Genomic DNA, 16,915 nt, shown 5'->3' with positions numbered 1-16,915 from the left:
AAGGTGCCGGACCTACGGCCGGAGCTGAGCCCACACGGCGGCGGGATCCACGGCAGTGCCGTCGGCAAACACGAACAGGCCGTCCCCGCGGAAGCCGGCGGCGTCCAGTTCGGTGGTGAGTCCGTTCCCGCCGAGTCCGACGACGGCCGCGTAATCTCCGTCAGCCGCCGGACCGGCGGTGCCGGCCCACGGAATGGCCACCTGCTCCCCCACCGGGTGCGGCGCCTCCGACTGCCACGTGCCGGCGTCGTCAAGGTCCTGCCCCCAGCCCACGGGACGGACCACACTGCTGAGCGTGGACCCGGCGGGGACCGGCCACCCGCCGATCCGCAGCCGCGCGGCCGCCCCGGACGCCCCGCGCACACGCACCAGGCGAAGCTCGACGGCGCCGCGCGTCACCGAAACAACCGTCACTTCCGGACCGGGCGTGGCAATCCCGGCAGCTCCGCTGCCGTGGTCCGGACCGCCGTCGGGATCGATCGCGATCCAGTGCGTGGCCGCACGGGAGGCGCCCACCTGCACCCCGCCGGCGCCGAATTGGCCCAGGAAATCAAACCCGGTGCGGTGCGTCAGCCGCCCGCCGGCATCGGCGAACACCACCGCGTTGTCCAGGGACTCGGACGCCAGGTCCGGGAAGGTGGCCGTGGAGTAACCCAGGCGTGCGTACAGCGGTGAATCAGCCACCCGGGTTCCGGGGTTGGCGTGGTCGGTTCCATGGTTACGGACCCGGACCACGCCGTCCGCTGCCGTGCCATCCACCTGCCAGCCCGGGGCCGGGATGAACAGCCGGGTGTCTGCGGTCTCCACCGGCAACGGCTCCTCGACGGCGGTCCACGCCGGGTGGTCCGCCGGAAGGGCCAGGCCCAGCATCCCCTTGGCCGCCCAGTAGGGCGAACCTGCGCCGGAGTAGGACTGCTTCATGCCCGGGAACTCGCCGTGGAACCCAATGGTGAGCAGGCCGTCGTCGTTCGTCGCCCCACGGCCCATGAAATAGGCCAGGACACCGGACGCTGCCCGCCGCGAAACACCGGGGCTCAACCGGGTATGGCCCAGCAGCTGGCCGCTCCAGAACGGGGCTGCCGCCGCAAAGCGGTAGATCAGGCTGCGGCCCTGGACCAGGGGCGCGCCGTCCGCCCCCACCAGGTGGATGGCGTCGTCGAGGAAGTCCGCCAGCCGGCCGCCGTCCAGCGCCGCCCGCGCCTGCACCCGGGGATCCCCGGGCGCCATGAGCTGCAGCAACTGCGGATACACCTGGAAGGCCCAGCCCACGTAGTGGTCGTACGCGCGCTCCGGCCCGTCGGCGAACCAGCCGTGGCCGCGGTGGAGGGAGTCATGGACGGCCAGGCCGGCGTCGATATCGGCATCCGAAGACCTGCCGCCAACGCCGGCGAGGAAGATCTCCACCACGATCTGGAACCACACCCAGTTGATTGGTGGGTAGGTTTCACCAATCACCGTCTCTAACCAGGCGATCAGTTGTTCCTGCACCCGGCGGGGCAACGTGTCCCAGAGGACGTCGCGGGTCAGGGCCAGTCCAACGGCCAGCGATGCGGCTTCCACCTTGGCCTGGTCCAGTTCGCCCGGCGTGGGCCAGCGGTCGGGGTTGGCGGGGTCGGTGCCGGCGTCGAGCCCTTTCGCGTACCAGTCCGCGAGCCAGCGGGTGCCCTCCGGGTCTCCGGCGATCCGGAAGGAGGCGAGCAGGAATGTGCGGGCGAAGGCTTCGAGCGAGTCGCTTCGGCGACCGTAGGCGCTGGTGGCGCCCGGCAGGAACAGGTTGGCGTGGTCGTCGGTGGCGAATCTGTGCGCCGAGCGCAGGAGGTGGTCCGCGTAGGCGCACCAGTGCTCACGGGTGAGGCCGGTGTAGGGCGACAAGTCCCGGTCCAGCGGGGGAAGGACAAGGGCGAGGGGACGTGCAGGGACAGGCATGGATTCCTAGGGGTGTGTGTTGCCCGCGGGCCGGGCAGTGGGCGGCCCGCGGAGCGGCATCGTGATTACGGCGAGTCCAGCAGCGCACCCGTGGCAGCGCGCGGCGCCCCCACCGATGAATCACGCAGGATCAGGTCGGGATTCAGTTCCACCCGGTGCACAGGCCGCATCCGGCCCTCGGCGAGCCGGGCGGCCACGAGCTGGACCGCCACCTTGCCCACGTACTGCTTGGGCGGGCGGACGGCTGAAATGGCGGGTTCGCCGAGGTAGGCCACCTCGTCGTCATATCCCACCACAGAGATGTCCCCCGGCACGGCAAGTCCACGGTCCACGCAGTGCTGGACGAATGCGACCGCCTGGGTGTCCGAATGCACCAAGATGGCGGTGGTACCGGTTGCGGAGCAGAGTGCCAGCACCTGGTCGAAGTGCTGTGCCCGGTCACCGTTGACCTGTTTCACGGAGTCTTCGAGGACGGCTCCCTGGACTGGAATCTTGAGCGCGGTGAGGGCCTGCTGCCAACCCCGGACGACGTGCGGGCTGGTGGGACTGGAGGAGTCCGTCAGGCAGCCGATCCGCCGGTGCCCTTCCTGCCACAGGTGCCGTACGGCCATGCCGGCGCCAAAGGCATGGTCCGTGGCCACCCACTCGAGCCGGTGCGCCGGAACCTCGGGCGGCGAGCGGCGTTCGGCCAGGACCACCGGGATGGGCAGCGCGTTAAGCCACCGCAGCAGCTCCTGCCCGTGCTCCCCGCCCATGTCCGGTGCCACGATCAGTCCGTCGATGTTCTGGGTATCCAGGAGGGCCTGGACCTGCCGCCGGTTGTCTGCAGCGTCGTAGGCGGAGCCGCGGACCAGGATCCGGAGGTTCTGGACTTCCGCTTCGGCACGCGCCCCGCTGATCACCTGCGGCCAGTAGTAGTCCAGCGACGGGACCACCATGCCGATCGAATAGCTGTGGTTGGCCGGCCGGCCCGCCGCGGTGCGGTCCAGGGGGCTGGGCAGTGTGGCACCGCCGTGGACCCGGGACACCAGCCCTTCATCCGCCAGGGTGTTCACGTCGCGGCGGATGGTCAGCTCACTGACCCCGAACCGCGCCGCAATGTCCCTGACGGTGATGGCGCCATGGGCGCGCAGCTCCTCCATGAGCCGTTCCCGGCGCTGCAGGGAAAACAACGATTTTCCTTCCGCTCCGGCGGATGGCTCAGGACTCATGGTGTTGCCTCCACAGTGAGGGTGAATGCGCCTGGGGCGCCGGACGGGGTTGGCGCGCGGAAGCGCAGGCGGGTGAGTTTCGGTCCCCAGACGACGGACAGCAGCGGGTCTTCCAGGTGCCATTCATCCACGAGGACGACGGCGGATCCAGGCTCCCAGCGCAAGGCGGCTCCCCGCCCGGTTGCCGCGGCGCCTCCGCAGTCCGTGCCGGGAATACCGGCCGGGTGGACTTCCGCGCTGCCCGCCGGACCGACACGGACGGTGCCGGAGGCCAGGAACGTGATGTCGACGTCGGACGCCGCTCCATCCGGTGCTGGAGCGTGCGGGCCTTCACTGTGCGGGCCGGCAGGGAGGTCCCAGTGGTCGGCAATAGTGACCCGGCCCATGACCCGGTCCAGGGTGGACGTGCGGATCCACTGGTGCGGCTGCAGCCCGTAGGCTGCCCCCAGGGCGAGTCGGAGTCGTGGCTGCTCCGCCGTGGGCAACCCGAGGACTTCGGCGGCGAACCCGCTGCCTGTTCCCTGCTCCATGCCGAACGGGGCAGGGACGTTGTGCCAGTTGCTCTGCATGGCGCGGATATCGTAGCGGTCCGGACCAAACGTTTTGGCGGTGTACGTGGGCTGGCCGGCGTCCACCAGCAAGGGGGTGCCGTCGACGGCAACCACCACGGATCCGACGTCGCGGTGGTTGTGGTGCTCGCCGTTGTGGCCGCCCTTGGCGGCGAGGAGGAGGCCGCGGGTGGAACCTGCCGTTTCCCGGGCAACCATGATCTGGACCGACGGCAGGTAGGTGAACGGCACCAGCGGGAAGGCGCCATTGACGCCTTGGGGACGCCCGGGCGCCGACGCACTCCGGAACAGGGAATGCAGGACGCGGCCCAACCCGGCGGCCGCATCCGGCGCCCCGGAGAGCATCGAGGCCGCGTGCCGTGCCGCGTCATCGTCCCCCAGGCGCACTGCCCAGCGGTGGAGCATGTCCCACGGAAGGGCCGTGGCGGCGCGTGCGGGCCCGTCCGCTACGTTCAGGAACCAGGGGCCGCCGATGTGCATCCGGTGCGGGAAGGCAACGAGCTCCCGGATCACCGGCAAGCCGGCACCGAGGACGCCCGCGGTGGCCTCCTCCAGCAGCGCCAGGCCCTCCAAGGCGCGGCCCGCCCCATTCCACCAATAGGCAAAACCTTCGTCGATGGCGCCGTCCGCCGGAATGGCGGCCAGGAAACGGTCCATCCCCTCGATGCAGCGGGCCAGGACCCGGGCCTGCAGGCGGGAATCGTCCACCAGGAACAGCGCCGCGACGATGAGGTTCGAATGGATCCACGGATTCCAGTTGTGGACGTCACCGTCCAGGCCCAGCCAGTGCCAGTCGAGCCGTTCCAGGAAGGGCTCGATCACGCGTTGGTGGGTTTCCTCGCGCAGGCGCTTCCGCAGGCCGGGCGCCCGGCTGTCCAGGCGGGCACCGAGGACGTGGTCAAGCCAGGCCAGCTGGGCGGCCACCTCGCCGGCGCCCAGGTCGAGGAACGGCCGCCCCCGGTCCGGAACCACGTCCCCGGAGCAGCGGAAAACGTCGTCGTGTGCCGCCCAGGACCAGGAGCTTTGCTCGCAGAGGAGGTAGGCGCCGTCCACAACATCGTCAAGCCACCCGTCGGCTTTATCACGGTCGGCAGCGGTCAGGGCCATCACCACGGCTCGGGTGAGTCTCTGCTGCCTGGCAGCCACCAGATCCTCGTAGGCGGTGCGGTTGCCGTCACGGAAGTAGCTCGCGTAGTGGGAAACCAGCGGTTGCGGCCAAGGCGTTCCGTGTTCCAGGACCGCCTGATGCTGCAGCGCCGCCAGGCTGGTTCCGGACACAGCGCGCCAGGCTCGATCGCCTGACGGGCGGACGGTGATGCGGGCCTCCGCGCCCTCGAGGGCGCGCAGCAGCTCATCCGGCCGGGCGTGCGTCCCCCACGCCGATGCAAGGGGGGCGCCGGGCGGCGTTGCCGCGCCGGGGATTAACGGAACAGGCATCAAAAATCGATTCTGTTGTTCGATCATGATCGTTTGAGGGTGATCTAGATCATCTTGGTTGTTCTGTCTTGTTCATGAGTATGTACTGATTGTTAGATGTGATGCAAGACATGAACAGCGGCCCGATCCGCTCTCCAACCAATGAAGAAAGGAGGCCCGAATGTCGCGTAAACCCAAGGCCCTGCTGGTAATGAACCAGGGAACCTTTGCCGACCAGTTCGATTCCCTGCGGCTCGACCGGCTGGCGGGCCTGGTGGACCTGGGCAAAGCGCCGTGGACCGATTCCCTGGACAACCCGGCGATCACCGGCCACCTGGCCGACGTCGAAATCCTGCTGACCAGCTGGGGGGTGCCCCGCCTCGACGCGCCTGCCCTGGCACGGATGCCCAACCTGCGTGCGGTGTTCCATTGTGCCGGTACAGTTCGCAGCTTCGTCACCCCGGAGCTGTGGAAACGCGGCATCGTGGTGACGAACGGCGCCGACGCAAACGCCATCCCGGTAGCCGAGTTCACTTTCGCTTCGATCGTGCTGGCCGGCAAGAAGGCCCACGTGCTCGCGAACGACGCACGCATCCACCGCGAGGACTGGGGCTACGCCACGTCACGCGGGGAGTTGGGCAACATCGGCCGGGTGATCGGCGTGATCGGGTTCTCCCGCATCGGCCGCCGGGTGGTCCGGCTGGTCCAGCAGCTGCAGGACGTGACCTGCCTGGTCAGCGACCCCCATGCGGACTCCGCGGCCGTGGCGGACGCCGGCGGGAAACTGGTGTCCCTGCAGGAGCTGCTGGAGTCCTCGGACATCGTCACGGTCCACGCCCCGGCCCTGCCGGAAACCCGGCACATGATCGGGTCCGCCGAGCTGCAGGCCATGAAGGACCACGCAACACTGATCAACACCGCGCGGGGTTCACTGGTGGACACGCAGGCCCTCGAAGCCGAGTGCGCCACGGGCCGGATCCAGGCCTTGTTGGATGTCACCGAACCCGAACCGCTCCCGGCGGACTCGATTCTCTACGACCTTCCCAACGTGGAGATCACTCCGCACATCGCAGGCTCTCTGGGAACGGAAACCCGGCGGATGTCCGATGCAGCACTGAACGACCTTGAACGCTACCTGACCGGGCAGCAACTCGCGGCGCAAGTGGTCTCAGCAGACCTCTCCCTCAGCGCCTGAACAACCTCACGCCGCACACAACCAAAACCTCAAAGGAGAACGCAATGAAGCGCAGGACTTTCACCGCCATGGCGCTGGCCGTCACCGCAGGTCTCGGCCTGTCCGGATGCGCCGGGGCCGCAGGTACGGCACCGCAGGCCCAGGACGGCAAGACCACGTTGACGGTATCCGTGTGGAACTACGCAGGGACACCGGAATTCAAGGCCCTCTTCGACGGCTACGAAGCCAGCCACCCCAACGTCCACATCGAACCCGTTGACATCCTGGCCGACGACTATCCGCAGAAAGTCACCACCATGCTGGCCGGCGGCGACACCACCGACGTCCTGACCATGAAGAACGTCATCGACTATGCCCGCTACGCGAACAACGGCCAGCTCCAGGAAATCAACAACGTGGTGGACGCCGTGGGCAAGGACAAGCTGGCAACCCTTGACGCATTCAACATCAACGGCAAGTACTACGCGGCCCCGTACCGCCAGGACTTCTGGCTGCTCTACTACAACAAGGACCTCTTCAAGGCGGCCGGCATCGACGACCCGAAGGACCTGACCTGGGACAAGTACGCCGAGATCGCCAAGAAACTCAGCGGCACCGCCCCCGACGGCAAGAAGGTCTACGGTACCTACCAGCACATCTGGCGCTCGGTGGTGGAAGCCATCTCCGCGGCCCAGAACGGCAAGGACCAGAACAGCGGCGACTACAGCTACTTCAAGGACCAATACACCATGGCCCTTGACCTGCAGAAGAGCGGCGCCTCCCTGGACTACGCAACGGCCAAGAGCCAGAAGACCAGTTACCGGACCATGTTCGAAAGCGGCCAGGCTGCCATGATGCCCATGGGCACCTGGTACATCGCCGGCCTGCTGCAGGCCAAGAAGGACGGCAAGACCAACGTCAACTGGGGCCTTGCACCCATGCCGCAGAAGGACTCGAACGGCAAAACCACCACTTTCGGCTCCCCCACCGCCTTCGCCGTGAACAAGAACGCCACCCACTCCGACGAGGCCAGGAAGTTCATCGAGTGGGCCGCCGGCGAAGAAGGAGCCAAGGCCATCTCCAAGGTGGGCGTGGTCCCGGCCCTCCAGGACGACGCCGTGACGGACGCCTACTTCAAGCTCGACGGCATGCCCACCGATGCCCTGTCCAAGAAGGCATTCGCGCCGGACAGCACCGCCCTGGAGATGCCGGTCAGCGACAAGTCCGCGGCCACGGACAAGATCCTGAACCAGGAGCACGACCTCATCATGGTCGGTGAGAAGTCGGTTGCCGACGGAATCGCCGAGATGGGCAAGCGTGTCAAGAGCGAAGTCCTGGGCCAGTAACAGGCAGCCATGACAACCAAAACCATCACCCCGGCCGCCGCGCCCGCTGCAGCCCCGGCTCCCGGCCGGGGCAACCGGAAACAGGCGCGGCGCAACACCCTGATCGGCTGGACGTTCATCCTGCCGAACTTCCTGGGATTCCTGGCCTTCACGCTCATCCCGGTGCTGGCCGCCTTCGCCCTTTCCTTCATGGAATGGACCTCCTTCAGTGCCCCCAAATGGGTGGGACTGGCGAACTTCCAGCGGATGCTGGCCAGCGACTCCTTCTGGGTGGCCCTGCGGAACACCGTGGTCTACGCGATCGGGCACGTGCCGCTGACCATGGCCCTGGCCCTGCTGCTGGCCATGCTGCTGAACCGCAAGCTCAAAGGCATCGGCTTCTTCCGGGTGGCCATCTTCTTCCCGTACATCACCTCCCTGGTGGCCGTCGCCGTCGTCTGGAACATGCTTTTCAGCCCGGACAACGGACCCATCAACCAGTTCCTGCACGCGATCGGTATCGCCAACGCGCCGGGCTGGACCTCCAGCTCGGACTGGGCACTTCCCGCCGTCATCATCACCAGCGTCTGGCGGGACATGGGCTATTACATGGTGCTGTACCTGGCGGGCCTGCAGGCTATCCCCTCGGAACTTTACGAGGCCGCGGAGGTTGACGGCGCCAGCGCCTGGCAGCGGTTCTGGAACGTCACCATTCCGTCGCTGCGGCCCACCACGTTCTTCGTGGTGGTCATGCTGACGGTTTCCAGTTTCAAGGTCTTCGACCTCATCGTGGTGATGACCAACGGCGGTCCCGGCCGCTCCACCACGGTCCTGTCCCAGCTCATCTACCAGGAGGGCATCGGCGAGGGGAAGTTCGGCTACTCGTCCGCGATCTCGCTCGTGCTGTTCCTGATCGTGCTGACGGTCACCGTCCTGCAGTTCAAGATCCAACAGCGGAGGGAACGCTGATGACCAACATGGCCGAAGACCTCAAGGCCGAGTCCCGGCTCCTGGGAATCGGGCTTCCCCCGAACACCGCCGAAGAGGACCGCCGCACCGAACGCCGCCGTTCACCGCGGGAGCAGAAAAAACGCACCACAGACCTTGTCATCTACGCCGTGCTGGCCGTGCTGGTGGTGGCGCTCATGGTGCCGTTCATCTGGATGGTCTCCTCCTCGCTGAAGGAAAACAACCAGGTCCTCACGGTGCCCATCCAGTGGATTCCCAGCGAGTTCGTGTGGAGCAACTACACGGACATCTGGACCCGGATCCCCATGATGGGGTACCTGCAGAACTCGCTGTACCTGGCCGTGATCATCACCTTCCTGCAGGTGCTCACCGGATCGCTGGCAGCCTACGGCTTCTCCAAGGTCCGTTTCCCGGGCCGGGACGTCCTGTTCCTCTGCTACATCGGCACCATCGCCGTGCCCTGGCAGGCCTACATGGTGCCGCAGTACATCATGATGCAGAACCTGGGCCTGACCAACAGCTTCAACGCCCTGATCCTGCTCCAGGCGTTCGGCGCATTCGGTGTTTTCCTGATGCGGCAGTACTACATGACCATCCCTGATGAACTGTGCGAAGCCGCCCGGATCGATGGCTTGAGCGAATACGGGATCTGGGCCCGGGTGATCCTGCCGCTGTCCAAGCCGGCGCTGGCCAGCCTGGCACTGCTGACGTTCGTGAACACGTGGAACGACTACATGGGCCCGTTCATCTACCTCACCTCCAACCGGCTCTGGACCGTTCAGCTGGGGCTGCGTTCCTTCGTGGGCCAGTTCGACGCCGAGTACGCCATGGTCATGACCGGGTCCGTCATCTCGGTGATCCCCATCCTGGCCATCTTCCTCATCGGGCAGCGGTACTTCATCCAGGGCATCGCCACGAGCGGGATGAAGGGATGACCTCCGTGGCGCAGGACCACACGTCCCGGCCGGGTGGGCCCCCGCGGCGCGGCCTAGCGGGGCGCATCCCCAGCCCCGGGTTCGACGCGTTCGGCAGCATTTTCGGCTTCATCTACACCTTCCTGGCCGGTAATGTGCTCGTGGCGCTCGCCAACGCCCCGCTGGTGCTGTGCCTTGCCCTGGTGGCGGATCCGGCCGCGGCATGGCCTTTCTTCCTGGCGCTGTGCGTCACCGTTGCGCCGTCGCTCGCCGGACTCTTCGCCTCCTTCCAGGCATTGCGCGACGACGGCGCCGCGGCCAAGCCGGTGGCCTCCTTCCTGCGGGGCTACCGGCGCGGTTTCCGTCGGGCGGCCCTGCTCGGAGTCGCGGCCGTGGCGGTACTGCTCTTCCTTGGCGTGGACCTGGCGATCGTGCAGTCCATGCCGGCCGCCGCACTCCTGGTGCCCGTGATCGTGGTGGCCGCCGCGATGACCGTGAGCGTGGCCGTGATGGCGATTGCCGGCGTCGTACTCCTTCCCGGCAGCGGGCTGAAAAGCCTGCTCAAGGCGTCCCTCTACCTGTCCGTCCAGCGCTGGTACCTGAGCCTGGCCATGCTGGTGCTGCTGGGGATCATTGCCTCCGCGGCCGTGCTGCAACCGGTCCTGGGCGTGGCCCTGGCACCGGCACCGCTGCTGTTTGTGGCTTGGAGCAACGCCGCCTATGCCTACTCTTCCGTCCTGCGTACTTCCTAGGATTCCCTCCGTGCACACCTTTGCCATCGGCAGCCGCGACTTCCTGCTGGACGGGGAGCCGTTCCGCATCCTCTCCGGGGCCATCCACTACTTCCGCGTCCACCCGGACCTTTGGGCAGACCGGATCCGCAAGGCGCGGCTGATGGGCCTGAACACCATCGAAACGTACGTGCCGTGGAACGAGCACTCCCCCGCTCCCGGAGTGTTCCGGACCGGCGGCGGCCTGGACCTTGCCCGGTTCCTGGACCTGGCAGACGCGGAAGGAATGCGGGCCATCGTGCGGCCGGGGCCGTATATCTGCGCGGAATGGGACAACGGCGGACTGCCGGCGTGGCTTTTCACCGATCCCTCCATCGGTATCCGCAGCAGCGAACCCCGTTACCTGGCGGCGGTGGATGGTTTCATGGAGAACCTGCTGCCCATCGTCGCGGAGCGGCAGGCCACCCGCGGCGGGCCGGTCATCCTGTTCCAGATCGAGAACGAGTACGGCGCATACGGCTCGGACAAGGCGTACCTGCAACACCTGGTGGACGTCGCAAGGCGGGCAGGCGTGGACGTTCCCCTTTTTACCTGCGACCAGCCGTTCGGGACCATGATCGAGGACGGCTCACTGCCAGGGCTGCACAAGACCGGCACTTTTGGTTCCCGCGCCGCCGAGCGGCTTGCGTTCCTGCGGGAACGGCAGGCGGACGGCCCGCTCATGTGTGCAGAGTTCTGGAACGGCTGGTTCGACACCTGGGGAACGCACCACCACACCACGGACGCCGCCGCGTCCGCCGCCGAGCTGGACACCTTGCTGTCCGCCGGGGCGTCGGTGAATATCTACATGTTCCACGGCGGCACGAACTTCGGATTCACCAACGGCGCGAACGAAAAAGGCATCTACGAACCCACCATCACCTCCTACGACTATGACGCCCCGCTGTCCGAGGACGGATACCCCACCGACAAGTACTTTGCGTTCCGCGAGGTCATAGCCAAACATTTCCCCGTTCCTCCGGAGGTCCCTTCGCGGCGCCCGGCCGCTGCCGAGGCGGCGGTGGTTGTGGGGTCGAGCGCCGCGCTGCTGGACGTTGCCGGCGCCCTGCCCGCCGCAGCGGTCCCCGGCCCCGTGCCACCGGGCGAGGCCACCGGCCAGTACCGGGGGTTCGTCCTCTACGAACGGCACATGCCCGACGCCGGAGTCCTCACCTTCAGCGACGTGCGTGACCGCGCCCAGTTCTTCCTGGACGGCATCCCGGCGGGTGTCCTGGCCCGCGAACTCGGCGAGCGCACCATCGTCCTGCCGTCAGGTGGGAAACTGCAGATCCTGGTCGAAGACCAGGGCCGGGTCAACTACGGGCCACGGATCGGCGAAGCCAAGGGCCTGATCGGGCCGGCGCTGCTGAATGGCGTTGAGCTTGCGGACTGGACCATCCGGCGTGTGGACCTTTCGTCCCTTGCGGCGTTCCGGGCCGCTGCAGTGCCGCTGCCCGGTTCCGGGGGCAGTGCGCCGCACGGCTCCGGCGGCGTGGCCGGACCTTCCGTCTCCTTCGCCACCTTCACGGCCGACGCTCCCGGCGACCGGTATTTGCGGCTGGACGGATGGACCAAGGGCAACGCCTTCATCAACGGCTTCAACCTGGGCCGTTACTGGAGCCGCGGGCCGCAGCGCACTCTCTACGTGCCAGGGCCCCTGATCCGGGCCGGCAGCAACGAACTCGCCATTCTCGAACTGCAGGGCAGCGCCACCCGCGCAGCGCAGTTCGTGTCCGGCCCGGACCTTGGGCCGGACGAAAAGTAGGCTCCCCGCGTCTCGTAGCGGCAGCGGCTGCCGCGGTCCGGCGCTCTTAAAGGATGCGCTGGTACATGCGGTGGTCCTGCCACTGGCCGGCGATCCGCAGGTAGGCCCGGGCGGTGCCGTACGCCTCGAAGCCGTTCTTCTCCAGCACCCGTTGCGATGCCGTGTTGTGCAGGAGCGTGGCCGCCTCGAGGCGGTGCAGGCCGAGTTGGGCCTTGGCAATGATCATCGCCGCGGCCAGCGCCGACGTCATGAGCCCTCCCCCTTGGGCGTCCTGTGCGGTCCAGTAACCCACGTGCGCGTTTTGGAAGGCGCCGCGGACGATCGAGCTCAGGGTCAGCAAGCCGACCACTGCGTTGTCCGCCACGAGGACCATCGGGAGTGCGGTGCCGTCGTCGAGGTCCTTCAGCCGCCGGGTGAGGACGTCATGCTGGCCCTGGACCGTGTAGAACTCCTCGGGCCTGACCGGTTCCCAGGGTGCGAGGTAAGCGCGGTTGGCCTGGAACGCGGCGGCCAGCGGCGCGGCGTCAGACAGGTGGACGGGACGGAGCACGATGCCGTTGGCGAGTTCGCAGGAGAAGTCCACGCGCCCAGACTACCTGCCGTGCGGGTGTGGCGGATTGCCCTGGCAGGTGTCTAACCACGCCCTTCATTCTGTGCTACTCGGCCGTGCCCGTCTTCGCGGCATAGGCAGTGGCCTGGGCGCGCACCTGCCGGATGTAGGCATCTGACTGGTTGTACGAGTAGATGGCATTAGTCCACCCCTGCGCTGTGGTCAGGTCGCGGCCGTGGCCGCACAGGTACGTCGCCGCGGTGAGGGCGGCGTCGTCCAGGTTGAACGGATCCGCCACGCCGTCGCCGTTTCCGTCCAGGCCCGCCATCTTCCAGGTGGAAGGGATGAACTGCATCGGTCCAACGGCATGGTCCCAGCGGGCGTCACCATCCAGGGCACCGCCGTCCGTGTCAGGGACGGCGGCGAAGCCGGCGCCGTTGAGGCTTGGGCCCACAATGGGGCCCGTTGCGTGACCGTCCTTGTCCAGGCTCCCGCCGCCGTAAGTTCCGTGCGCCGATTCGACGAAGCCCACGGCCGCCACCGTGTTCCAGCCGATCCCGCAGCCAGGATTGGAATCGTTGGCAGCAGCAGCTGCGGCAACATACACGCGCAGCACGGTCGCGGGGACCCCGGTCTGCGCGGCCGCCTGCGCGAGCCACCCACCGTCCGGGGTCCTGGTCACCTTCACCGCCGTCGTCATGCCGGCGGACAACGCATCCATCTTTACGGCCGCCCGGGGCGGCGGCGAAAAGGCCCCGTGTGCGTCCGCGCCCGGCTGCCCGATGGCCCAGAACGAGAACGCGGTCATAACGCCCACCAGGAAGAGGCAGAGAACCAGGTAGCGTTTGAAACGGAGCACTGACCAATCAAACCATTTCCGGCCGCAGCCGGTTGACGGCTGGGTACCATCAGGCATGGGCAGAAGGAATTACCTGGTGGAAGGTGGTTCAGGGACCGGAAAGACCGCCGTATGCAACGAGTTGCGGCGGCGCGGCTTCCAGGCCATCAATGGCGACCGGGAGCTGGCCTACCAGGGTGATCCGGAAACCGGCGAACCACAGGCGGGCATCAGCGGCGCCGCTGCGCATCATCACCATCTCTGGCGGGTGGGCGACGTGGAAGCCCTCGCCTCGGACCGGAGTGACGCGGTGACCTTTTTCTGCGGCGGTTCAAGAAACCTCGGAAAGTTCATCCACCTGTTTGACGGCGTCTTCGTCTTGGAGGTGGACCTGGAGACGCTGAAACGGCGGCTTGACGGGCGCCCCGATGAGGAATGGGGTGGGCGGCCGGCGGAGCGGGCACTGATTGAGCAGCTGCACAGGACACGGGAGGACATCCCGCCTGGCGGCATCGCCATCGACGCCACCGCGCCGCTCCATGACGTGGTGGACGAGATCCTGCGGCAGGTCCAGGCGACGGGCAGAGCCTGAACCTCCCCGCGGTGCCAGTCCAGGGCGGCCCCTTGAGGCGGCCGGTCCCGGACCGCGGTGCCCGCCGGGAAGTCACCCTGGTCCGGCGCCAGGGACTTTAAGTGCGGTCTTCCATCGAGCGCGCGGCGGGAGCAAACTGCGAGAACGCGGGTGCCCGCGTACACACCATCCAGCAGAAAGGCGTTCCAATGGCCACTTTCGAACCTCTCCTTGGGATCGGCGTCAGCGAGATGCAAAGCGCCGCGGGGAGGGAAGTCAAGAGGATCATGGCCGAGGCAGGCGGCGACCGTCTCAAGGCCGACAAGATCGTCCTCAACAAACTCCTTGAGCTTCAGTTCGTCACCGAATCGGAGCTGCCCGTGCTGACGCGCATCTGCGAACTGGGATACGCCGTCACGGGCGGCAAACACGACGCTGCCGCGGCCCACACCGAGGTCAAGAAGGCGTACGAAGAGCTCCTGGTCCGCGGCAACGCCACCCCCGTGGCGCTGTCCTATGCATCCGGCGCCATGGGCTCCTACGTGCCAACCAGTTCCGGTGGACAGACCACAGTCGTCTACAAGAAATCAGGCGGCAACTGGCAAGGGACCCTGGCCGGGGCGGGAGCCATCATCGGAGGATACTTCGGGGGGCCGGGCGGCGCGGCCGTCGGCGGCGCCATCGGCGGTGTCCTCGGCAAGATTGTCGACGACTGCTGACCGGGAGCACTGAAACACCCGGGCCTTCAACAGGTGCACCATCACGAGATGCGGCGTGAAGATGTACCCCGAGAACGCGATAGGAAACTATCCGAAATGCGGCGGATCGATTCCGGGCAAAGAAAAATGCAGCGCGCCATTGGCGCGCTGCATTTTGTGGCCACTCCTGAGGTAGCCCTAGCCGTCGCTTCCGGCAGCGGACGTGCCGGCGGATGACGTGCCCGGCCTGGGGTGGCCGAGGGCCGAGGAGCCTGCGGCAGGGGAAAGGCCCAGACGGCGGACGATTTCGGCTGCTTCCTCTGCGGGAGTGCGGCCCACGTCGATGACGACGGTATTTTCCTCCGGTCCCGGAGGTTCCAGGGTGGCGATCTGTGAATCCAGCAGGGTGGCCGGCATGTAGTGGTCCATGCGGCTCGTCAGGCGCCGTGCGATCTGTTCCTTGGAGCCAGACAGATGCACAAAGACGACGTTCTTCTCACGGAGCCGGTCACGGTAGATCTTCTTCAACGCTGAGCAGGTAATGATGCCTGGTATCCCGGCCATGGTGTGTTCGATGATCCAGGAGGCGATCGTGTCGAGCCAGGGCCAACGGTCGTCATCAGTCAGCGGGATGCCGGACGCCATCTTTTCGATGTTTTCCGGTGAGTGGAGGTCGTCGCCTTCCTCAAGGTCCCAACCAAGCTGGCCGGCGAGGATGCCTGCCACCGTGGACTTGCCGGAACCTGAGACACCCATGATGACGAGGACGGGCTGTTGGTCCTGCCCTGGTGCGGGCACTGGATCCTGCGTCATGGAATCACCACGGAAAGAAGCATCACCAGGCCGAAGCCGACGAGCGAGATCAGCGTCTCCATCACTGACCAGGTCTTGAAGGTCTGGCCCACGGTCAGGCCGAAGAGTTCCTTGACCAGCCAGAATCCGGCGTCGTTGACGTGGGAGAGGAACAGCGATCCTGCACCCACCGCGAGTGCCAACAGGCCTGCGTGCGCCGGGGAAAGGGACGTGGCCAATGGGGCGACGATGCCGGCCGCCGTGACGGTTGCCACCGTGGCCGAACCCGTGGCCAGCCGCATGGCCACGGCGATGAGGAACCCGAGGACCAGCACCGAGATGTTCGCGCCGGTGGCCCATTTCGCGACGGCGTCTCCGACGCCGGCGCCGATCAGTGTCTGCTTGAACCCGCCGCCGGCGCCGACGATGAGGATCACCGCGGCGATCGGTCCCACGGAGGCACCGATCTTGCCGCCGATCTTGTTGCCGGAGAAGCCGACGGCGTAGCCGAAGGTCACCAGGGCCAGGAGCACGGCGAGGGTCATGGCGACGAGCGGTTCACCGATGAAGTCGAAGAACACGCGTGCCGCGCTGGGGTTCTTGGCGTCCGGGGAAATGATGTCAACGATGGCCTTGAGGAGCATGAGCACAACAGGGAAGACGATGGTCAGCAGGGTGACGAGGAAGGACGGCTGGCGTTTGGCGTCCGGGTCCGCCTGCGTGTGTTCGGTGTCGATACCGCCGGCCAGCTTCGGTGCGTCGACGGGGACCCAGCGGGCGGCGTAGATCGCGAAAAGCGGTCCGCAGATAATGACGGTGGGGATGGCGATCAGGAGGCCGAGGGCAAGTGTGATGCCGAGCGGGGCGTTCAGGCTGGAAATGGCAACCAGGGGGCCGGGGTGCGGCGGGACCAGTCCGTGGAGCACGGAAAGGCCGGCAAGGGCTGGAATGGCGACGCGCATCAGCTTTCCGCCGGACCGCTGGGCGACCAGCACGATGACCGGCAACAGGAGGACCAGGCCGATCTCGAAGAACATCGGCAGACCGATGATCACCGCCACCAGGGCCATGGCCCACGGCAGGAGCTTCGGGGAGACCTTGCCAAGCAAGGTGTCCACCACGCGGTTTGCCCCGCCGGAATCGGCAAGCAGTTTGCCCAGCATCGCGCCCAGGGCAATCAGCAGGCCCACTTCCTTCAGGGTGTTGCCCACGCCGTCTTCGAAGTTGCTGATGACCTTGTCCAAGCCGACGCCTGACGCCAGCCCGACAAAGGCCGAGCCGAGCACCAGTGACAGGAAGGGATGAAGCTTGAATTTGACGATCAGCAGCACGATGAGGGCGATGCCGATCGCGGCGACCACCACGAGTTGGGTGTCGTGGCCGTTCCAGGGCTGCGCTGCCGCAGGAAGGAGGAGGGGTGTCATGGG

At 67.0% G+C, this 16,915-nt stretch carries 15 protein-coding genes; 8 read left to right on the top strand and 7 right to left on the bottom strand.

Annotated features, from left to right (window positions below; genetic code table 11):
* Window positions 1–12: 12 nt before the first annotated feature.
* The 3 genes from AC4EEV_RS00395 to AC4EEV_RS00385 all read right to left on the bottom strand — a co-directional run bounded on the left by AC4EEV_RS00395 (window position 13) and on the right by AC4EEV_RS00385 (window position 5,143).
* Window positions 13–1,926, bottom strand: coding sequence for a DUF2264 domain-containing protein (locus AC4EEV_RS00395; protein WP_491329903.1), 1,914 nt, complete (start codon window positions 1,924–1,926; stop codon window positions 13–15).
* 65 nt (window positions 1,927–1,991) lie between these two features.
* A complete protein-coding gene (locus tag AC4EEV_RS00390; RefSeq protein WP_491329902.1) occupies window positions 1,992–3,137 on the bottom strand; it encodes a LacI family DNA-binding transcriptional regulator in 1,146 nt (381 codons plus the stop codon).
* Window positions 3,134–5,143, bottom strand: a complete 2,010-nt coding sequence (locus AC4EEV_RS00385) for a heparinase (RefSeq protein ID WP_491329901.1) — start codon at window positions 5,141–5,143, stop codon at window positions 3,134–3,136. The genes AC4EEV_RS00390 and AC4EEV_RS00385 overlap by 4 nt, the downstream gene beginning before the upstream one ends.
* Window positions 5,144–5,303: 160 nt before the next feature.
* Between AC4EEV_RS00385 and AC4EEV_RS00380 the strand changes: the two genes are divergently transcribed.
* The 6 genes from AC4EEV_RS00380 to AC4EEV_RS00355 are packed head-to-tail and all read left to right on the top strand — an operon-like array spanning window position 5,304 to window position 12,039.
* Window positions 5,304–6,317 carry a hydroxyacid dehydrogenase gene (locus AC4EEV_RS00380; protein ID WP_285318200.1) on the top strand — a complete coding sequence of 338 codons (1,014 nt, stop codon included), beginning with the start codon at window positions 5,304–5,306 and terminating at the stop codon, window positions 6,315–6,317.
* A gap of 44 nt (window positions 6,318–6,361) precedes the next feature.
* Window positions 6,362–7,642: an ABC transporter substrate-binding protein gene (locus tag AC4EEV_RS00375; protein ID WP_133831486.1), complete on the top strand. Its 1,281-nt coding sequence runs from the start codon at window positions 6,362–6,364 to the stop codon at window positions 7,640–7,642.
* 9 nt (window positions 7,643–7,651) lie between these two features.
* A complete protein-coding gene (locus tag AC4EEV_RS00370; protein ID WP_018761190.1) occupies window positions 7,652–8,590 on the top strand; it encodes a carbohydrate ABC transporter permease in 939 nt (312 codons plus the stop codon).
* Window positions 8,590–9,525: a carbohydrate ABC transporter permease gene (locus AC4EEV_RS00365; protein ID WP_491329900.1), complete on the top strand. Its 936-nt coding sequence runs from the start codon at window positions 8,590–8,592 to the stop codon at window positions 9,523–9,525. The genes AC4EEV_RS00370 and AC4EEV_RS00365 overlap by 1 nt, the downstream gene beginning before the upstream one ends.
* Window positions 9,522–10,256 (top strand): DUF624 domain-containing protein, encoded by a 735-nt coding sequence (locus tag AC4EEV_RS00360; protein ID WP_133831484.1) that lies wholly within the window; start codon window positions 9,522–9,524, stop codon window positions 10,254–10,256. The genes AC4EEV_RS00365 and AC4EEV_RS00360 overlap by 4 nt, the downstream gene beginning before the upstream one ends.
* A 10-nt stretch (window positions 10,257–10,266) precedes the next feature.
* Entirely contained in the window at window positions 10,267–12,039 is a 1,773-nt protein-coding gene (locus tag AC4EEV_RS00355) for a glycoside hydrolase family 35 protein (RefSeq protein ID WP_491329899.1), read from the top strand.
* 46 nt (window positions 12,040–12,085) lie between these two features.
* On the opposite strand, the gene AC4EEV_RS00350 is transcribed toward AC4EEV_RS00355, so the two are convergent.
* Entirely contained in the window at window positions 12,086–12,622 is a 537-nt protein-coding gene (locus AC4EEV_RS00350; RefSeq protein ID WP_491329898.1) for a GNAT family N-acetyltransferase, read from the bottom strand.
* A gap of 73 nt (window positions 12,623–12,695) precedes the next feature.
* Window positions 12,696–13,448 carry a lytic transglycosylase domain-containing protein gene (locus AC4EEV_RS00345; RefSeq protein ID WP_491330920.1) on the bottom strand — a complete coding sequence of 251 codons (753 nt, stop codon included), beginning with the start codon at window positions 13,446–13,448 and terminating at the stop codon, window positions 12,696–12,698.
* Between the two features lie 76 nt (window positions 13,449–13,524).
* Here AC4EEV_RS00345 and AC4EEV_RS00340 point away from each other — a divergent pair, with 76 nt between their 5' ends.
* Window positions 13,525–14,019, top strand: a complete 495-nt coding sequence (locus tag AC4EEV_RS00340; protein WP_491329897.1) for a nucleoside kinase — start codon at window positions 13,525–13,527, stop codon at window positions 14,017–14,019.
* A 188-nt stretch (window positions 14,020–14,207) separates the two neighbouring features.
* Window positions 14,208–14,717, top strand: a complete 510-nt coding sequence (locus AC4EEV_RS00335; RefSeq protein WP_491329896.1) for a hypothetical protein — start codon at window positions 14,208–14,210, stop codon at window positions 14,715–14,717.
* Window positions 14,718–14,894: 177 nt separating this feature from the next.
* Here AC4EEV_RS00335 and AC4EEV_RS00330 read toward each other — a convergent pair whose 3' ends face one another.
* A complete protein-coding gene (locus AC4EEV_RS00330) occupies window positions 14,895–15,509 on the bottom strand; it encodes a gluconokinase (protein WP_043423874.1) in 615 nt (204 codons plus the stop codon).
* Window positions 15,506–16,912, bottom strand: coding sequence for a GntT/GntP/DsdX family permease (locus tag AC4EEV_RS00325; protein ID WP_491329895.1), 1,407 nt, complete (start codon window positions 16,910–16,912; stop codon window positions 15,506–15,508). Before AC4EEV_RS00325 ends, AC4EEV_RS00330 begins: the two co-directional genes overlap by 4 nt.
* Between the last annotated feature and the right edge of the window lie 3 nt (window positions 16,913–16,915).

The sequence above is a fragment of the Pseudarthrobacter sp. MOO14 genome (genome assembly GCF_058267675.1).
The sequence above is the reverse complement of the archived record's forward strand: the minus strand, read 5'-3'. Positions and strand labels throughout refer to the sequence as shown.

Bases quoted from the DNA above. Each gene is read 5' to 3' on its own strand.
- AC4EEV_RS00380 (WP_285318200.1), top strand. From the start codon at position 5,304: ATGTCGCGTAAACCCAAGGCCCTGCTGGTAATGAACCAGGGAACCTTT.
- AC4EEV_RS00390 (WP_491329902.1), bottom strand. From the start codon at position 3,137: ATGAGTCCTGAGCCATCCGCCGGAGCGGAAGGAAAATCGTTGTTTTCC.
- AC4EEV_RS00325 (WP_491329895.1), bottom strand. From the start codon at position 16,912: ATGACACCCCTCCTCCTTCCTGCGGCAGCGCAGCCCTGGAACGGCCAC.
- AC4EEV_RS00395 (WP_491329903.1), bottom strand. From the start codon at position 1,926: ATGCCTGTCCCTGCACGTCCCCTCGCCCTTGTCCTTCCCCCGCTGGAC.
- AC4EEV_RS00385 (WP_491329901.1), bottom strand. From the start codon at position 5,143: ATGCCTGTTCCGTTAATCCCCGGCGCGGCAACGCCGCCCGGCGCCCCC.
- AC4EEV_RS00360 (WP_133831484.1), top strand. From the start codon at position 9,522: ATGACCTCCGTGGCGCAGGACCACACGTCCCGGCCGGGTGGGCCCCCG.
- AC4EEV_RS00370 (WP_018761190.1), top strand. From the start codon at position 7,652: ATGACAACCAAAACCATCACCCCGGCCGCCGCGCCCGCTGCAGCCCCG.
- AC4EEV_RS00365 (WP_491329900.1), top strand. From the start codon at position 8,590: ATGACCAACATGGCCGAAGACCTCAAGGCCGAGTCCCGGCTCCTGGGA.
- AC4EEV_RS00335 (WP_491329896.1), top strand. From the start codon at position 14,208: ATGGCCACTTTCGAACCTCTCCTTGGGATCGGCGTCAGCGAGATGCAA.
- AC4EEV_RS00375 (WP_133831486.1), top strand. From the start codon at position 6,362: ATGAAGCGCAGGACTTTCACCGCCATGGCGCTGGCCGTCACCGCAGGT.
- AC4EEV_RS00330 (WP_043423874.1), bottom strand. From the start codon at position 15,509: ATGACGCAGGATCCAGTGCCCGCACCAGGGCAGGACCAACAGCCCGTC.